The sequence below is a fragment of the Robbsia andropogonis genome (assembly GCF_034047095.1).
Taxonomy (GTDB): domain Bacteria; phylum Pseudomonadota; class Gammaproteobacteria; order Burkholderiales; family Burkholderiaceae; genus Robbsia; species Robbsia andropogonis.
The window spans coordinates 3,603,452-3,620,097 of record NZ_CP139170.1 but is presented as its reverse complement, the minus strand read 5'-3'; the positions used below and the strand labels follow the sequence as shown (position 1 = coordinate 3,620,097).

Below are 16,646 nucleotides of genomic sequence, written 5' to 3'. Positions count from 1 at the left end.
CAGGAGGCGCGACAGCGTGCAACGTTACCTGATAGACGGTCCCACCGGCCGTCTCGAAATTGCCGTGGAGGAGGCGGACCTCCGTGCGACGCAGGCCGACGGCGTGCCACGGGGCTTGGCATTCGTCGCGCACCCGCACCCGTTGTTCCAAGGAACGATGGATAACAAGGTTGCCACCACACTCGCGCGCACCTTTGTGCAATTGGGGTATCGTACCGCTCGCCTCAATTTCCGCGGCGTGGGAGAAAGTGAGGGCACGCACGACAAAGGCATCGGTGAACAGGATGACCTGCTTGCGCTGATCGCACATCTGCGGGCGGGCGGCAAGGATGCCGCCGCCGCGCACACCGCGGCGACCATGCCGATCGCGCTGGCGGGATTCTCGTTCGGTGCCTTCGTGGCCAGCGCAGTGGCAAAGACGCTGGCCGAGCGTGACCCCGGTCTCGTCATTCAGCGTCTGGTGGTCGTGGGAATGCCCGCTGGCAAGTGGGACGTGCCCTCGGTGCGGGAGGACACCATCGCGATTCATGGCGAGCAGGATGACACCATTCCGCTGACCAACGTATTCGAATGGGCACGTCCGCAGGAACTACCGATTACCGTCGTTCCTGGGGCAGACCATTTTTTCCATCGCAAACTGCATATCGTGAAGCGCTTGGTCACCGAATCCTGGCGCGTATAATACCCGGGGTCGTCTCGATCCCCGTCTTGCGGCCGCCTTGCCTGCGGCTTACGCCCGGCTCTCCTAACTGTTGCAATCAGCCTTCCTCTATTCTTCTATGCGTTTCCCCGCTTTTACTCCCCGTGCCGCCGTGATCGCGGCACTTGGCGTTGCCATGCCGTCGCTGCCGCTCATCGCGCACGCCCAGGTGGCGCCGCCTGCCGTACAAGCCAGCGCCTGGTTGCTGGTGGATGCCACCAGCAACCAGGTTCTCGCTTCCAGCAACGCCGACGAACGTGTCGAACCGGCGTCGTTGACCAAGCTCCTTACCACCTACATCGTGTTCCAGGCGTTGAAAGACAAGCGGATCACGCTGGAACAAACGGTACTTCCGAGTGAAGCGGTTCGCACTGTCGGCACCGATGAATCGCGGATGTTCATCGAGGCCGGCAAGCCAGTCTCCGTGAACGACCTGTTGCATGGCATGGTCACGCAGTCCGGCAATGACGCCGCCATCGCGCTGTCCGAGCTGATTGGTGGGAGCCAGGCCGGTTTCGTCAACATGATGAATGCGGAAGCGGCCAAGCTCGGCATGAAGCACAGCCATTTCGCCGATGTGAACGGCATGCCGAATCCGGACCACTACACGTCCGCCGGCGACCTGGCGATCGTAGCCACGCACCTGATCCGCGACTTCCCGGAGTACTACCCGATCTTCGCCGAGAAGGAATTCACGTATAACCACATTCGCCAGCCGAACCGGAATCGCCTGCTATGGCTGGACCCGACGGTCGACGGCCTGAAAACCGGTCATACGAAAGCGGCTGGCTATTGCCTGATCGCCACCGCCAAACGTCCACTGCCGGGTGTGCCGGGCGCGAGCCGCCGCCTAGTCACGGTGATGATGGGTGAGCCGAAGGAAGCGCTGCGGGTCACGGACAGCCTGAAGATGCTGAATTACGGCTATCAGGCGTACGAAGGCGTCCGCCTGTATGCGGCAAACCAGACGATCGAGACGGCGCGCGTGTGGCAGGGGCAGGTGAACGACGTCAAAATTGGTGTGAAGAGCGATCAATACATCACGGTTCCCAGCGGCACGGCGAGCAAGATCAAGCCGGTGCTGGTGCGTGACCAGCCGCTCGTCGCGCCTATCGCCGATGGCCAGCCCGTGGGTGTCGTGAAGATCATGGCCGACGACAAGGAACTGACACAGTTTCCGGTGGTGGCATTGACGGCTGTGCCGCGGGCCGGTTTTGCCGGCCGCATGTGGGATATGCTGATGATGAAGTTCCAAAGCAAGAAGTAGTCATCTTGGCGCGGCGCATGGCTGTGCCGCGGTCCGCGCCGGGCGCCGAGGAGGACGGAGAACACGCATGAGCGAGGCATCGAAAAACACGCCGCTGGCCCAGCAAAAGGACAGCGCGAGTGAAGACGGCAAAGAGGAAATCTTTGATTTTCCCTGCGACTTTCCACTGAAAGTAATGGGCCAGGCCGGACCGGACTTCCAGGAAACCGTCTTGAAGCTGGTCGAGCAGTACGATGCCACGCTGGACCGTTCCAAGGTCGAGGTTCGGCCTTCGAGCAGTGGCAAATACACCGGCCTGACGGTCATCATCCGTGCCCAGAGCCGTGCGCAACTGGACGATATCTACCGTGCAGTCACAGCGCATCCAACGGTCAAGTTCGTGCTGTAGTCTTGTGCGGCGGTGCTTGAGCGGCGGTATGTACGACGGCGGTGCCGAGCGGCACCGTCGCGGGCGTGCTATCCGGCTCATGCACTTCTTCCCGCAGCCAGGTTAGAAATGCCTCCACGCGGGGAGTGCTTTTCAGGGATGGCGGACATACCACCGACGTCTCGGCCCCGTCGCTCGCATCCACGTCGAACAGTCGCACCAGGCGACCGTCGCGCAGATCATCGGCGGCCAGCGAAGAGCGGACCAGCGCAATCCCCTGGCCGCGGATGGCGGCATCGAGCAAGTGACTCGAATCCATATAGCGTGGGCCGTGTTGCGGTTCGGGCACATCTTTCAGGCCCGCGGCATCGAACCAAAGTCGCCACGGCTCATCGCCTGACGATTGCAGCAGCCGATACGACAACATCTCGCGCGGACTCGTCGGCAGGCGTCCACCTTTGAGCAGGGGACTGCAGGCGGGAAAGTACACGTCGCGGACAAGCGTTTCCGTGTACAGCCCCGGATAAGGGCCTTTTCCATGACGCATGCCGATATCCACCTCGCCGCGTGCGAAATCGGCGTATTCGGCCGAGGCACGCACTTCGATATCGATTTCCGGGTGTCGTTCGATGAATCGGCCGATGCGCGGCATCAGCCAACGTGACGCCAGCGACGGCAAGACGCTCACGACCAGCCGTTGCCCGCGACCACCGTTACGCACATTGGTGGTGGCTTCGACCAGCGTCCGTAGCGCGTCGCGCACCTGCAACGCGTAGCGCTCGCCTGCCTCCGTGAGTACCACCCGCTTGCCTGTCCGTGCAAACAACGTGGTCTGCAACTCTTCTTCCAAGCCGCGGATCTGATGACTGACCGCGCCGTGGGTTACATACAACTCATCAGCGGCTTTTGAAAAGCTCTGATGCCGCGCCGCGGCTTCGAAAGCACGCAGTGTCGTCAGGTTCGGCAGGCGATGAGCATCCAACGGTGAAAATTCCTCACATGATGTGGCTGAATTTATCGTTTTTCCTTACATCAGACAATTCTTATTATGCAAGGACAGTCAAGCCAGGGAAAGTGCTGGCGCGATGTACCAGGCAAAATGAGGCGTAGTGATGAATACCTTGAAGAAGCTCGCGGTTCAGACCCTTTTCGCCGTTCCGGCGGGGCAGACGCAGCTGTGGGAAGTTGGCACGCGGGGCCGCGTCGCGGCACGTGCGGGTCGTATATGGGTCACACGGGAAGGCGATCCCGCGGATTACTGGCTGGACCAAGGGCTCACGCTGCAGGTTGCACCGGGTGACCGGCTGTGGGTGGGTGTCGATGGAGATCGTGACGCGTGTGTATCGCTGTCGAGCGACAGCGCGGACCCCCGGTGGCGTCAGCGTCTGCAAGGCCTGTTATCGCCCCATACTGCGCCAAGCCGTGTGATGTAAGGCGCGATTCGTCATGGCGGGGCAGCTTCGGCGAGGCGCAATACTGTACAGCGGCGCCGGGTTTTCGAATTCCAGTACACTTGCGCCATGACGACGACGCTTCCTGTTTCTCTTGATCTTGCGGTGCAAATAAGCAACGGTATCGCCGTGAAGTGGTGCGGCGAACGCGATTATGCCGCGTGTTTCGACGCCATGCGCGTGTTCACCGATACCCGTGCGGCTGACACTGCCGACGAGCTATGGCTGGTTTCCCATCCGCCTGTCTATACACTGGGTCTCGCCGGAGATCCAGGGCACCTGCTGCGTCGGGATGCCGCCATTCCATTGGTCAAGACCGATCGGGGCGGACAAATCACGTATCACGGGCCGGGTCAGGTGGTGGCGTATTTGCTGATCGACCTGCGGCGCAGGGGTCTGATGGTCAAGGAGTACGTGCGTCGGATCGAGCAGGCCGTCATCGACACGCTGGCGGCGTATAATCTGGCTGGTGAACGCCATCCGGGCGCGCCGGGTATCTACTTGGTGGACGGGACGTTGGCGGGCGCGAAAATCGCCGCACTCGGGCTGAAGATCCGCCAGGGGTGCAGCTACCATGGGGTCAGTCTGAATGTCGGGATGGATTTACGTCCATTTGACGATATCAATCCGTGCGGATACGCCGGACTGAAGACCACCGATATGGCCAGCGCGGGCGTGCAAGCCGAATGGCGCGAGGTGGCGGCGCGGCTGGCCGACCGACTGGCGGCGAATCTCCCCGAACGGAATCTTTGAGATGAGCATAGTACAGAACGGCGCTGAAACAGTGCCGGCCGCGGTGTCGAATGGCAACACCGCAGGCGTTGGGACGGATGCCGTTACCACGCCGGTTTACGATGCCACGCAGAAACAGAAGGCCCAGGCGAAGACGTCGCGGATTCCGATCAAGGTCATCCCGATCGAAAAGCTGAAAAAACCCGAGTGGATCCGTGTGAAAGCGGCCACAGGGAGTTCGCGCTTCAACGAGATCAAGCAGATCTTGCGCGAGCACCAATTGCATACGGTCTGTGAAGAAGCAAGCTGTCCGAATATCGGCGAATGCTTCGGCAAGGGTACGGCCACCTTCATGATCATGGGCGACAAGTGTACGCGGCGTTGTCCTTTCTGCGATGTCGGTCATGGCCGACCCGACCCGCTCGATACCAAGGAACCGGAGAACCTGGCGCGGACCATCGCGGCGCTGAAGTTGCGTTACGTCGTCATCACCAGCGTCGACCGAGATGACCTGCGTGATGGCGGGGCCGCACACTTCGTCGAGTGCATCGAACGTACGCGGGCGTTGTCACCGGCGACACGGATCGAGATCTTGACGCCGGACTTCCGCGGTCGCCTGGATCGGGCTTTGGGCATCCTGAATGCCGCACCGCCGGATGTGATGAATCACAACCTTGAAACGGTGCCGCGTCTCTACAAGGAAGCGCGCCCCGGTTCCGACTACGCGCACTCACTGAAGCTGTTGAAGGATTTCAAGGCGCTGCATCCGGAAGTACAAACAAAGTCGGGCCTGATGGTCGGCCTCGGGGAAACCGAGGAAGAGATCCTGCAGGTCATGCGCGACATGCGCGAGCATAACGTCGACATGTTGACGATCGGCCAGTATTTGCAGCCGTCGGAGCACCATCTACCGGTTCGTGAATATGTCCATCCGGACACATTCAAGCGTTATGAGACGGCTGCCTACGAAATGGGCTTCACCCACGCGGCAGTCGGCGCAATGGTGCGTTCAAGTTATCACGCCGATGTACAGGCCCACGAAGCCGGCCTGGTATTCTGACCAACTGAACGGATCAAGCGATCACGGGTCCGTCGCCGTCTAGCCGCGGCGGCGGACCCGTGTTTCCTTGACGAGGACGGGATCGTCATCCAGCGCAAGGCGTCCCGTGGCAGCCAGTTCGCGACAGCGCCACCCGACAATCGCATCGCTGACCGCGGTATCCGCATGCTGACGCAGACGTGCCGCCAATTCCAGATATGGCATCCATTCGGTGGTGGCGTACTCCAATGCGGCGGCATCGATCTCGGCAAACGTACCGCTTGCGAAGGTATTCGTGCGTAAACGGCGAACATCGTTATCGAGCTGTTTCAACTCCTGCCATTCCAGGGCAAGCCGGCTGATGCGGAGTATTGAAATGGGCGCGATGGCGTGCAAGCCATCACTGACCGCGGCGAGTGATGCGGCATGCGCGGCCCTATCGTAGCCGGGGTGCCGTGCGTCGAGCTCGCCGATGGGACGATCGCTTTGGATGGCGATTTCGTTCAACCGTTGCGGCATGTTGCGCAGCCGATAAGCAAGGCGGCGCAGCAGCAACTGGTCTGCCGCATGTCGGGTATGCCAAAAGACAACCTCCCCCTCATTGTCGACGGTCAGCGTCTTCAGGGTATGGTCATTGATCGCAAATGCATCAGTAATCGTTTGTGACATGCCGCGCTCACCTGCGCCCAGCACGCGTTGCCAGAAACCCACGCGCGCTTCCGCGCTCTCGTCTATGTGTCGCAGCGGTCCGACTGTCAGGTCGTCGTGCAGCACGACCACTGGATCGCCGCGACGCGCGGCATTGGCCGGCAGCGCGAGTGCCTCGTCGAGCAACGTGGCGGCGCGGTCGCCATTGACTACATGTGTGAACACCATTGCTTCCTTCCTGCCTGGCCTGCATTACGTGTCGTACGCCTTGTCGTCTGTCCGTGAGGTCGGCCAGATGGCGTAACGACGCCTCTGCATCGCTACGCCGCATCGCCCTACACTCGCCCGCCGATGGCGTTGTTATAGTCTAGGCGATCGTACGGAATCGGACCATGCCGGCCGGTCCGGTCTTGCCAATGCTAGAGTGCTCGACATCTAGAAAAAAGGATACGCCATGTCCGTCAATCCGGTTTCCGAAGTGTCCAGCGGCGGCGCGGCGCGTGACAGTGATGCGCGTAGTGACGATGCCACGGCGCGTGCGCCGCGGTTAACATTTGTCCTGGGGGGGGCCCGTTCGGGAAAGAGCCGCTTTGCCGAGGAATGGGCCGCAGCATTGGCGACGCGCTCAGTCACGTCGCCAACGGCGGCGCCTGCCCGCGCTGACGCCGCGCATGCGGTCGCATCCGACGCCAGCGATTCTCATGTTAACGGGAGCGTCGCCCCGACCATTACGTATATTGCAACATCGGCTTGCGTCCCCGGTGACATTGCATTCGCGGGACGGATTGCGTTGCATCGCGCGCGCAGGCCGGCCGCATGGGGGCTGATTGAAGCGGATCACGACCTTGCAGGCGCGCTACGTTCCGCGGATGCCGAGGGGGAGGGCATCGTGCTGATCGATTGTCTGACGTTGTGGCTGACGCGATTGCTGTGCCCGATGGACGCGGATGCGCCCCGCGAGGACTGGCAGGCACGGCTATCGGATTTCGATGTGGCCTTGGCGCAAAGCCGGAGTCGAGTCGTGTTGGTCAGCAACGAAATCGGACTGGGTGTGGTGCCGATGGGGGCGGTCACACGATTGTTCGTCGATGAACTAGGGCGATTGAACCAGCGTGTTGCCGCGGCGAGTGATCGTGTGGTGTTGACGGTCGCGGGGTTGCCATTGGATTTGAAGGGCGGCATTGCCGCTTCACGGCTGGGCGTTTGATGAAGCCAACTGACGGTGAGGCGTGTGTCGCGGGAAAGGACGATAGGCCGATGCCGCATATCGGGCGTCGATGCGTCCGTCTTTGGCTGGCCGCATTGCTGTCTGGCGCGATGGGGTTCTGCCCGGTCGCTTCGTTCGCGCAACATCCCGGCGCCCGTGCCGATGGCGCAGGCTATCGCGAGGAAGACAACGATGCGTCGTGCAGCGCCGTGGCAAGTCCTTGGTGCACGCGCGACGACGCCGGTCGCCTTGTCAGTTTGCGAAGGCCGGCGCGACGGATCGTCAGTCTTGCCCCCCATGTCACGGAATTGGTCTATGCAGCCGGCGGGGGCGCGTGGCTGGTCGGCGCCGTCAATTACAGCGACTATCCGCCCGCAGCGCGGACGTTGCCGCGCGTAGGGGGCTACGCATCGATTGACATCGAGCGTATTGCCGCGCTGCATCCGGATCTCATCGTGGCTTGGCGCTATGGCAATGCCGATCGGCAATTGGATGCCTTGACCGCGCTAGGCATTCCGGTTTTCGTCAGTGAGCCGAGGCATGTCGACGATATAGGCACTTCGCTGCGACGCTTAGGCGCGCTACTCGGCACCGCTTCGACCGCGAACCAGGAGGCGGCGCGGTTGGAAACGGGTTTTGCGGCATTGCGGGAACGCTACGCGCGGCGTTCGCGGATCAGCGTGTTTTATCAAGTCTGGACGCACCCGTTGATGACATTGAGTGGGCGGCAGATTACAAGCGATGTCATTGCACTTTGTGGGGGCCGTAACGTATTTGCAGATCTCCCTGGCGTGGCGCCGACTGTGTCAGCCGAGGCGGTGATCGCCGCCGCGCCACAGGCGATCGTCGCGCCGGCGGCAGGCGCGACGCGGAACGGAAATACGGCGATGGTAACGGACTGGACTGCATGGCAGGCCTGGCCGTTGTTGCCTGCGGTGGCGGCAGGCAATCTCTTTTCGATCGATGGCGACCTTATCAGTCGACCCGGACCGCGCCTGCTCGATGGGGCACGTCTGCTATGCGAAGACCTGGATCGCGCACGCCGGCGCCTGGGGCCATGAGGGTGGTCAGGTACGGCCCGCGGGCCGTCTTATTGCGCCGCCGCATTCGACATTTACCGCAGTTAGCCGTCCCACTGCCGTAAGGTCCACGATGGTGACGGGCGCGAACCGCGATGCCGCAACGTCACGGCGCCACCGAAATCGAGTGGCCATTGCAGCGTGGCGGTCAATGGCAGGTCGAGTGCCAGCGCGGTCAAGACGCGAATGGGGCCGGCATGCCCGATAAGCAGCAGGCAGGGCGGTGGTGCGGGCTCGTCGGTCTCTTCTTCATGGTTTGCGCTGTCGAGTGTCGTGGTCAGCTCTCGCAGCCAGGCGCCGCAACGGTCGGCCAGCATTTGCACGCTTTCACCGTGGTGTGGCCGGCCATTGAGGATATCGGCTGCCCATGCGTCGATCTGATGGCGGGGAATGTCGTCCCAGCGCTGCATTTCCCACTGGCCGAAGTCGAGTTCCGCCAACCTTGGCTCGATGACAGGCGAAGCAGGCAGGCGTGCTTTCGACGCGGCGTGCTCATGCGGATGAGCGAACGTCAACGATGCGTGTTGCTGTCGACGTGGATCGTCACGCGGATCGTCACGCGGATCGTGCAAGCCAGGCGATGGCAATGCCCGGGTCAGGGCGTGCGCAACGTCTGCGCATCGTTGCAATGGGCTCGCGAAACAAGCATGCACGAGGCCACGTTCGCGGAGGTGGGCTGTGATGTTCGCGACGGCCAAGGCTATCGTCGCAGTTTGCGGCGGGATGGCGAGGTCCGTCGTACCGACCACCGAATGCTGAGATTCGGCCGTGTCCGCGGGGAAGCGCGGAAGGAGCGCGACGTCGGTCTGGCCGTAGCAGACGCCAGACGGCACGTCGACTGCCGGATGACGAATCAGGACGAGATCCATGCGAGCACGATCAGATAGATACCCATTTCGAACAATTGCTGTGCGAGTCCTAGGCAATCACCGGTGTAACCGCCGATGCGCCGCAGCCACCATCGTCCCAGCAGCCAATGCAGCACCGCGCCTGCCCCGATCAGTACGAGTCCGAGCGCGATGCCATGCCAAAACAGGCCAGGCAGGCCTAGTACCAGGGCGATGATGACGCCCTTGGTCGCCCTGGTGGCGTGTTCAGCGCGAACGTCGTTGCCACTGCCGCGTTGGAACGGCCGTGCCTTTGCATCGATCGCCGAACCGGTGGCGTCCTCCTCCGCGATGCTCGGTGTTCCGCTGTCGGCCGGGCGCCTATCGACATGCCCGGCATCCTGCCCCTTATCCTTGGGCGTCCGGGCGTAATCGAGTGTTGCCGTGAACACGATGGCTCCCGCGCGGCTGGCGGCATGGGCGACGATCATCCACGCTGCGACGAATCCGTAGCCATAGGCGGCGAGACCCTGCAGCGTTTGCCATTTCAGCGTCAACGTGACGATCAAGCCGATGGCACCGAACGCGCCGATCCGGGAGTCTTTCAGGATGCGCAGCACGTCGGTGCGCTGATAACCGCCGCCGAATGCGTCGCAGCAGTCGGCCAGCCCGTCTTCGTGTAGCGCGCCGGTCGCGAGAAGCGTCGCGATTATCGATAGCAGAACGGCGACCGAAAGCGGCAGGACATGACTGCCAATACCGAAAGTCAACGCCCCCAGCGCACCGACGACGGCGCCCACGACAGGAAAATAGCGTGCTGAACGCGCAAGCCGCGCATCGGTGAACGCGACGCCGTGCGGCACAGGAAAGCGTGTGAAGTAGCCGAATGCGATGACGATCGTTCGGGCCTCTTCCCGCCAATCGAGGCTATCGTGTTTCTCTTGCGCGCGCGTCATGCGTTGCGGCCGTCGACGCTAGCCGATGCAAAACTCGCCATATCGGAAAGCATGGCGCATGCTGCGCGAAGCAGCGGTAGCGCGAGCGCCGCACCGGTCCCCTCGCCGAGTCGAAGGCCCAGGCGCAATAGCGGATGCGCGTTGAAATAGGCGAGCATTGCCTGGTGTCCTTTCTCGTCGGATTCGTGAGAAAAGACGCAGTAATCGCGGGTAGCGGGAACGAGCGCGCAGGCGGCCAGCAAAGCGGACGAGACGACGAAACCGTCGACGAGAATCGTCATCCCCTTTGCCGCCGCGGCAAGGAAGGCGCCCGTCATCGCCGCAATCTCGAATCCACCGAACGTTGCCAGGGTCTGTTGCGCCCGCTCAATCGGATCGACGATGCTATCGAGCACCGGGCCATGTAGCGCCAGGGCGGCAGTCAGCACGTCGCGCTTGCGGGCCAAACCGGTATCGTCCAGTCCCGTGCCACGTCCGACGCAATCGGCAATTGGCTCACCGGTAAAGCGATGCATCAAGCACGCGGCGGCTGATGTGTTGCCAATCCCTATTTCCCCGAAGCCGATCGTGTTGCAACCTCGTGCCACCTGTTTTTCGACCGCACGGGCACCTGCTTCCATGGCGTGCTGCAATTGCGGCACGGACATTGCCGGTTCGCGAGAGAAATCCGCTGTTCCAGCGGCCACCGCGTCACGAGTCAGTAATGATCTTGCCGGCGCCGCTTCGAGATCGAGATCTTTTGGCAATGGATTGGCAATGCCCACGTCGACGATCGCGCAATGCATATCCGACGCGCTACAGAACGCGTTGATCGCTGCACCTCCGGCGACGAAATTGGCCACCATCTGCCCGGTTACCGACTGTGGAAATGGACTCACGCCCTGAGCGGTGACGCCATGGTCTCCGGCGAATACCACGAGGGTCGGGCACAGGATGCGGGGGGTGTCGCTACGTTGTATCAAGGCGATCTGCAACGCCAAGGTTTCCAGGGCGCCGAGACTTCCCAGTGGTTTTGTTTTGTTATCGATAAGCGATTGCACCGCCGGACCCCTGCTCTTATCCACGCTTGCTACCCTTGGCAGTTGCACGAATGGAAACGCCCGCGAGACGACGGGCACGGAAGAACCCGTTATCGGAGGCGTTGGTATGGCTGGCAATGCTTTGGACATAAATGTGCGGTTCGTCAGATGTCGATATTGGCCAGTGCGGCTCACGCAACGCATTATGTGGCGCGCAAATCCGACATGCAATGTATGGGGCCCGGGAGGGGCGTACCACAGCGGACATGTCCAGAACCAGGTCGGCGGAAACGTGATTCTCTCATAGGCATTTGTGTCCGATCTGGAACGAGGTGTGCCGGAATGCCGGGCGAAATGAAATGTGCGCCTCTGTATCAAGCCCTTCACCGGGTCTTGCGTGATCCGGCAAATACTCGTTGGTCTCCTCCTGCCTAAAGACAAGCGATGAAAGATAGATATCGATTACAGTCGTTGGATTGGCATTCATGGGTGAAGCGCAGGTGTAGGGCGAGATGGTGTGCCCTCAATCTTGCCCGTTCGCCAACGGTGTTTCCGGGGGATGCAGAAGATGAACGTTTCGGCATTGCCGACGTCGCGTCCGCGCGAAATGGGCGGTCTGGAGGGGGCGTATCCAAAAGGCAAAGTGGGTGTCCGTGCAAATTTTATTTCACAGTTCGGGAAACGTACCAAGGCAAGTATCCGAGCGAAATTTGAGCATCCGTTCCGGCTGATCAAACAGCAGTTCGGGTTTGTCAACGTGCGCTACCGTGGCTTGAAGAAAAACACCGCGCAGCTGCGACTTTGTTTGCTCTGTCCAACTTGTGGATGACGCGTCGCAAATTAATAAAGGTGTGAGCAAGATGCGCTGGATCGAGGTGCAAACAAGCGACATTGCAACAAAAAGCGCAGCCAAAGAACCGTCAGATTGCTCTGTTCGAAACCAACTCGACGAATAAGCAAGCCGAGAATCATCTGAGACTTGCCCATGCACGCTCGAAAGTGCTTTGTTCAGACCATCCCTAGTTGTTAGGGATTCATTTCCTTAGTAACGTAGCTAACGCGTGAAGTTGGCCGCCTGGGGAGTACGGTCGCAAGATTAAAACTCAAAGGAATTGACGGGGACCCGCACAAGCGGTGGATGATGTGGATTAATTCGATGCAACGCGAAAAACCTTACCTACCCTTGACATGGTCGGAACCCTTGAGAGATCAGGGGGTGCTCGAAAGAGAACCGATACACAGGTGCTGCATGGCTGTCGTCAGCTCGTGTCGTGAGATGTTGGGTTAAGTCCCGCAACGAGCGCAACCCTTGTTGACACCCTGCAACTCGAGTGCATGAAGTTGGAATCGCTAGTAATCGCGGATCAGCATGCCGCGGTGAATACGTTCCCGGGTCTTGTACACACCGCCCGTCACACCATGGGAGCGGGTTTCACCAGAAGTAGGTAGCTTAACCGCAAGGAGGGCGCTTACCACGGTGGGATTCGTGACTGGGGTGAAGTCGTAACAAGGTAGCCGTATCGGAAGGTGCGGCTGGATCACCTCCTTTCTCGAGCTTGAAGCATAAGTTGCTAAAGCGCTCACGCTTATCGGCTGTCATACGACAGGCTGTAGGGTCTGTAGCTCAGTCGGTTAGAGCGCTGTCTTGATAGGGCGGGGGTCGTTGGTTCGATCCCGTCCACCTCCACCAGAAAATGGGGAACAGAAAGTCGACGAAGGGTATAAGGGCGCCAAGAAATCAAGAAGCGGTGAATGGGTCGTTGAGAGCGATTGTGTTAAGCAATGATTTTCGACCAATGGCTTGAGTGTAAGAAATAAGGTTGTGCAATGAGGTGAATGTTTATGGATTTCAAGCGTTACACGAAATTTTATCTGGTGACTCCATCTTTTATAAGTGCGCTCGTTTTTTCTGCAGCGACGCAAGCTATGGAATTAGATCGAGAGCGATATTTGTATACGTTGAGCTTAGGAGGTGGGAGCGGAGAGAAAGGCGGTGTTCCTAATTTACTGGTATTTAAAAATTCTCCACAAACACGTTCGCTAAGTATTGGGATTGAGCGTTCTGTTTGGTCGGTACGGGATAACATCACAGTCAGTGGGGCAAGTTATGTGCATACGGTTTTCAGGAGGAATGGAAGTTTTGTGGTGACAGGAATTAATCCGCTAATTAATTTTCATTTCTTTAATGATAGGTTGGTTTTTAAAATTGGCTTAGGTGCCGCAGTATTAAGCAATAAGCAAGTTAGATCTGATGTTTATCAAGGAAGTTATTTAAATTTTTTGGAAACAGCTGAATTATCATTGGCCTTGCATAAGCAACTTAGCGTCTTTGTCAGGGCGCAGCATGCTTCAAATTTAGGTTTTACACGAAATAATCCAGGCTGGAATATGTATTCGGTAGGGGCGTCGTTCAAGTTTTAAGAGTAAGCGATCCGTGACGGACGTCTACAGCGTCGAGCCGCCGGTTCTTGCGTCGGATTTTCAAGGCACCGCGGTAGCAGTTGCTCATACATAGTCAGCGGCACTTGCCGCATAGGGCAGCGCCTTGAACAGCACAACCAGATCGCTGTACGCGTCAATGCCGTTGGCCTTGCACGTCTCAATGATCGAGTAGTGTTATACGGGCGTAGCCATCACTCATCAAGGCAGCGCCCTTGCGTGTGCTTGACCATAGCGCTACGCCGCGCGCAGTGCCTCGCCCCGGCGCATAGCTGAACGGCCGCACCGGATGGATGCCGTCGGTCATCTGTGTCCGCAAATAGCGCTTGGACTGGGCCGCACGTCTAGGCTCCTTGAATCGTCGACCCTGAACAACTCGTAGAGTCGCATGAGATAAGGCTTTGGCATGGTATCGGGGTTGAGGGAGTGGTAAGGAGCAGGCATATCACGCATGGAGCCCTGCAAATTCTGACGAATTTTGAATATGCCCGAAGAAAGCTTCGCCGGAAGCAGATTTCTTCCGGCAACCGCTGCGCGAACAGATCAACTTGAAGCGTGCGCAGGTGAATCTCAGTGAGCTGATTGATTGGGAGCGACTGCACGGCGTGATATGAGCCCGAGCTTCGCAGCGCGGCAGGCCAGCGCGTTCCTCGTGTTTGATCGCCGGCGCTGTATTTGCCGCATGCGTTTGACCTGTCCGGTTAGGCTTTACGTGCCTCGCTTTATTAGTACATGCGCGTCGTCTTTGGCTGTGGTTGGTCTACCCGCTCAATTTCACAAAAAACGCAAAAGTACTTGCAGGTTTGCTGGGTGTGTCCTATTATTCGGCTCCCCGCTGCAGACAAGGCGAAGCGTTTGTTGTGGTGGTGGGGCGGTGGTGAGAGAAGGTACTTGGTTTGAAGGGTCTTTTCTTGTTGCTGGTGTGGGTAGGCTTGGTCTGCAGGTGCTGAGGCTGGGTGGTTGAGCGGTGTGTGTTGTCAGGTGATGGTTTCTGGGTTGATGAGAGACGCGTTGCCGGGGGTGACAAAAAAACTGCTTGACGAGATGGTGGTGGTGGTACATAATCTCGCTTCTGTTCTGCAGCAAAACAGCGCGGTGGAGCAAAAGTGGTGGTGTTTGCGGTGAATCGACGGGTCGCCTAGTGCGAGGGAATGCCCAGCCAGTCGTTAAACGGTTCTTTAAAAATTTACAGCCGATAAGTGTGGGCGCTTGGTGACGGATGCGCGTTTGTTGGTTTAGGCCGATGAGCGCAAAGCAAAAGTATCAAGAGCTCGCACAAGAGAAGAAGTAAGGGTATGAATTTCGGTTCGTACTACTTGTTGATTCTTGAGTTGAGCGACCTATTCGGAAGAATAGAAAACAGTAACAGAGATTAAACTTAAGAGTTTGATCCTGGCTCAGATTGAACGCTGGCGGCATGCCTTACACATGCAAGTCGAACGGTAACAGGGAGCTTGCTCCGCTGACGAGTGGCGAACGGGTGAGTAATACATCGGAACGTGTCCTGTAGTGGGGGATAGCCCGGCGAAAGCCGGATTAATACCGCATACGATCTAAGGATGAAAGCGGGGGATCTTCGGACCTCGCGCTATAGGGGCGGCCGATGGCAGATTAGCTAGTTGGTGGGGTAAAGGCCTACCAAGGCGACGATCTGTAGCTGGTCTGAGAGGACGACCAGCCACACTGGGACTGAGACACGGCCCAGACTCCTACGGGAGGCAGCAGTGGGGAATTTTGGACAATGGGCGCAAGCCTGATCCAGCAATGCCGCGTGTGTGAAGAAGGCCTTCGGGTTGTAAAGCACTTTTGTTCGGGAAGAAAAGGCGAGGGCTAATATCCTTTGCTGATGACGGTACCGGAAGAATAAGCACCGGCTAACTACGTGCCAGCAGCCGCGGTAATACGTAGGGTGCAAGCGTTAATCGGAATTACTGGGCGTAAAGCGTGCGCAGGCGGTTTGTTAAGACAGATGTGAAATCCCCGGGCTTAACCTGGGAACTGCATTTGTGACTGGCAGGCTAGAGTGTGGCAGAGGGGGGTGGAATTCCGCGTGTAGCAGTGAAATGCGTAGATATGCGGAGGAACATCGATGGCGAAGGCAGCCCCCTGGGCCAACACTGACGCTCATGCACGAAAGCGTGGGGAGCAAACAGGATTAGATACCCTGGTAGTCCACGCCCTAAACGATGTCAACTAGTTGTTGGGGATTCATTTCCTTAGTAACGTAGCTAACGCGTGAAGTTGACCGCCTGGGGAGTACGGTCGCAAGATTAAAACTCAAAGGAATTGACGGGGACCCGCACAAGCGGTGGATGATGTGGATTAATTCGATGCAACGCGAAAAACCTTACCTACCCTTGACATGGTCGGAACCCTTGAGAGATCAGGGGGTGCTCGAAAGAGAACCGATACACAGGTGCTGCATGGCTGTCGTCAGCTCGTGTCGTGAGATGTTGGGTTAAGTCCCGCAACGAGCGCAACCCTTGTCCTTAGTTGCTACGCAAGGGCACTCTAAGGAGACTGCCGGTGACAAACCGGAGGAAGGTGGGGATGACGTCAAGTCCTCATGGCCCTTATGGGTAGGGCTTCACACGTCATACAATGGTCGGAACAGAGGGCTGCCAACCCGCGAGGGGGAGCTAATCCCAGAAAACCGATCGTAGTCCGGATTGCACTCTGCAACTCGAGTGCATGAAGTTGGAATCGCTAGTAATCGCGGATCAGCATGCCGCGGTGAATACGTTCCCGGGTCTTGTACACACCGCCCGTCACACCATGGGAGCGGGTTTCACCAGAAGTAGGTAGCTTAACCGCAAGGAGGGCGCTTACCACGGTGGGATTCGTGACTGGGGTGAAGTCGTAACAAGGTAGCCGTATCGGAAGGTGCGGCTGGATCACCTCCTTTCTCGAGCTTG

Annotated in this window: 15 protein-coding genes, 1 rRNA gene, 2 pseudogenes and 1 other annotated feature; of the genes and pseudogenes, 12 read left to right on the top strand and 6 right to left on the bottom strand. The window is 59.0% G+C overall.

From position 1 onward, the window contains the following. Window positions 1-16: 16 nt before the first annotated feature. The 3 genes from SJQ66_RS29305 (at window position 17) to SJQ66_RS29295 (ending at window position 2,355) form a co-directional block, all read left to right on the top strand. Window positions 17-682 (top strand): alpha/beta hydrolase, encoded by a 666-nt coding sequence (locus SJQ66_RS29305; protein ID WP_320534870.1) that lies wholly within the window; start codon window positions 17-19, stop codon window positions 680-682. Window positions 683-779: 97 nt separating this feature from the next. Next, the gene (locus tag SJQ66_RS29300) at window positions 780-1,967 is read left to right on the top strand and encodes a D-alanyl-D-alanine carboxypeptidase family protein (RefSeq protein ID WP_036012342.1); all 1,188 of its coding nucleotides are present in this window, start codon (window positions 780-782) and stop codon (window positions 1,965-1,967) included. A 67-nt stretch (window positions 1,968-2,034) separates the two neighbouring features. Continuing rightward, window positions 2,035-2,355, top strand: a complete 321-nt coding sequence (locus SJQ66_RS29295) for a YbeD family protein (RefSeq protein WP_320534869.1) — start codon at window positions 2,035-2,037, stop codon at window positions 2,353-2,355. Here SJQ66_RS29295 and SJQ66_RS29290 read toward each other — a convergent pair. Beyond that, complete coding sequence (locus tag SJQ66_RS29290) at window positions 2,339-3,316, bottom strand: transcriptional regulator GcvA (protein WP_320534868.1); 978 nt, start codon at window positions 3,314-3,316, stop codon at window positions 2,339-2,341. The genes SJQ66_RS29295 and SJQ66_RS29290 overlap by 17 nt on opposite strands. Before the next feature lie 130 nt (window positions 3,317-3,446). Here SJQ66_RS29290 and SJQ66_RS29285 point away from each other — a divergent pair, with 130 nt between their 5' ends. From SJQ66_RS29285 to lipA, 3 genes are all read left to right on the top strand, one after another. Then, on the top strand, window positions 3,447-3,767 hold the full coding sequence (locus SJQ66_RS29285; protein WP_024905135.1) for a DUF2917 domain-containing protein: 321 nt from the start codon (window positions 3,447-3,449) through the stop codon (window positions 3,765-3,767). An 87-nt stretch (window positions 3,768-3,854) separates the two neighbouring features. Continuing rightward, a complete protein-coding gene (gene lipB / locus SJQ66_RS29280) occupies window positions 3,855-4,538 on the top strand; it encodes a lipoyl(octanoyl) transferase LipB (protein WP_046152355.1) in 684 nt (227 codons plus the stop codon). A 1-nt stretch (window position 4,539) separates the two neighbouring features. Beyond that, a complete protein-coding gene (gene lipA, locus SJQ66_RS29275; protein WP_236693396.1) occupies window positions 4,540-5,577 on the top strand; it encodes a lipoyl synthase in 1,038 nt (345 codons plus the stop codon). A 39-nt stretch (window positions 5,578-5,616) separates the two neighbouring features. On the opposite strand, the gene SJQ66_RS29270 is transcribed toward lipA, so the two are convergent. Then, on the bottom strand, window positions 5,617-6,432 hold the full coding sequence (locus SJQ66_RS29270; protein WP_024905133.1) for a DUF1835 domain-containing protein: 816 nt from the start codon (window positions 6,430-6,432) through the stop codon (window positions 5,617-5,619). Window positions 6,433-6,658: 226 nt separating this feature from the next. On the opposite strand from SJQ66_RS29270, the gene SJQ66_RS29265 reads away from it, so the two are divergent. Next, entirely contained in the window at window positions 6,659-7,411 is a 753-nt protein-coding gene (locus SJQ66_RS29265) for a bifunctional adenosylcobinamide kinase/adenosylcobinamide-phosphate guanylyltransferase (protein WP_024905132.1), read from the top strand. Beyond that, the gene (locus SJQ66_RS29260; RefSeq protein WP_320534867.1) at window positions 7,411-8,472 is read left to right on the top strand and encodes a cobalamin-binding protein; all 1,062 of its coding nucleotides are present in this window, start codon (window positions 7,411-7,413) and stop codon (window positions 8,470-8,472) included. The genes SJQ66_RS29265 and SJQ66_RS29260 overlap by 1 nt, the downstream gene beginning before the upstream one ends. A gap of 62 nt (window positions 8,473-8,534) precedes the next feature. Here SJQ66_RS29260 and SJQ66_RS29255 read toward each other — a convergent pair whose 3' ends face one another. From SJQ66_RS29255 to cobT, 3 genes are read right to left on the bottom strand one after another with little or no spacing between them, the layout of a single operon-like run. After that, complete coding sequence (locus SJQ66_RS29255) at window positions 8,535-9,359, bottom strand: histidine phosphatase family protein (RefSeq protein WP_024905130.1); 825 nt, start codon at window positions 9,357-9,359, stop codon at window positions 8,535-8,537. Continuing rightward, window positions 9,344-10,273, bottom strand: a complete 930-nt coding sequence (locus tag SJQ66_RS29250) for an adenosylcobinamide-GDP ribazoletransferase (protein ID WP_024905129.1) — start codon at window positions 10,271-10,273, stop codon at window positions 9,344-9,346. The genes SJQ66_RS29255 and SJQ66_RS29250 overlap by 16 nt, the downstream gene beginning before the upstream one ends. Further along, on the bottom strand, window positions 10,270-11,337 hold the full coding sequence (gene cobT / locus SJQ66_RS29245) for a nicotinate-nucleotide--dimethylbenzimidazole phosphoribosyltransferase (protein WP_320534866.1): 1,068 nt from the start codon (window positions 11,335-11,337) through the stop codon (window positions 10,270-10,272). The genes SJQ66_RS29250 and cobT overlap by 4 nt, the downstream gene beginning before the upstream one ends. Window positions 11,338-11,977: 640 nt before the next feature. On the opposite strand from cobT, the pseudogene SJQ66_RS29240 reads away from it, so the two are divergent. Together SJQ66_RS29240 and SJQ66_RS29235 are read left to right on the top strand one after the other, a co-directional pair. Beyond that, window positions 11,978-12,147 (top strand): annotated as a pseudogene (locus SJQ66_RS29240) (transposase); the annotation flags it as partial. A gap of 221 nt (window positions 12,148-12,368) precedes the next feature. Beyond that, window positions 12,369-12,828: a sequence feature (16S ribosomal RNA rRNA prediction is too short), on the top strand. A gap of 306 nt (window positions 12,829-13,134) precedes the next feature. Next, window positions 13,135-13,713, top strand: coding sequence for an acyloxyacyl hydrolase (locus SJQ66_RS29235; RefSeq protein ID WP_157684910.1), 579 nt, complete (start codon window positions 13,135-13,137; stop codon window positions 13,711-13,713). 178 nt (window positions 13,714-13,891) lie between these two features. On the opposite strand, the gene SJQ66_RS29230 is transcribed toward SJQ66_RS29235, so the two are convergent. Continuing rightward, window positions 13,892-14,038: a hypothetical protein gene (locus SJQ66_RS29230; RefSeq protein ID WP_157684909.1), complete on the bottom strand. Its 147-nt coding sequence runs from the start codon at window positions 14,036-14,038 to the stop codon at window positions 13,892-13,894. A 175-nt stretch (window positions 14,039-14,213) separates the two neighbouring features. On the opposite strand from SJQ66_RS29230, the pseudogene SJQ66_RS29225 reads away from it, so the two are divergent. Together SJQ66_RS29225 and SJQ66_RS29220 are read left to right on the top strand one after the other, a co-directional pair. After that, window positions 14,214-14,430, top strand: a pseudogene (locus SJQ66_RS29225) (IS5/IS1182 family transposase); the annotation flags it as partial. A 675-nt stretch (window positions 14,431-15,105) separates the two neighbouring features. Then, window positions 15,106-16,636: ribosomal RNA gene (locus tag SJQ66_RS29220) — 16S ribosomal RNA — on the top strand. The last annotated feature ends 10 nt before the right edge of the window (window positions 16,637-16,646 follow it).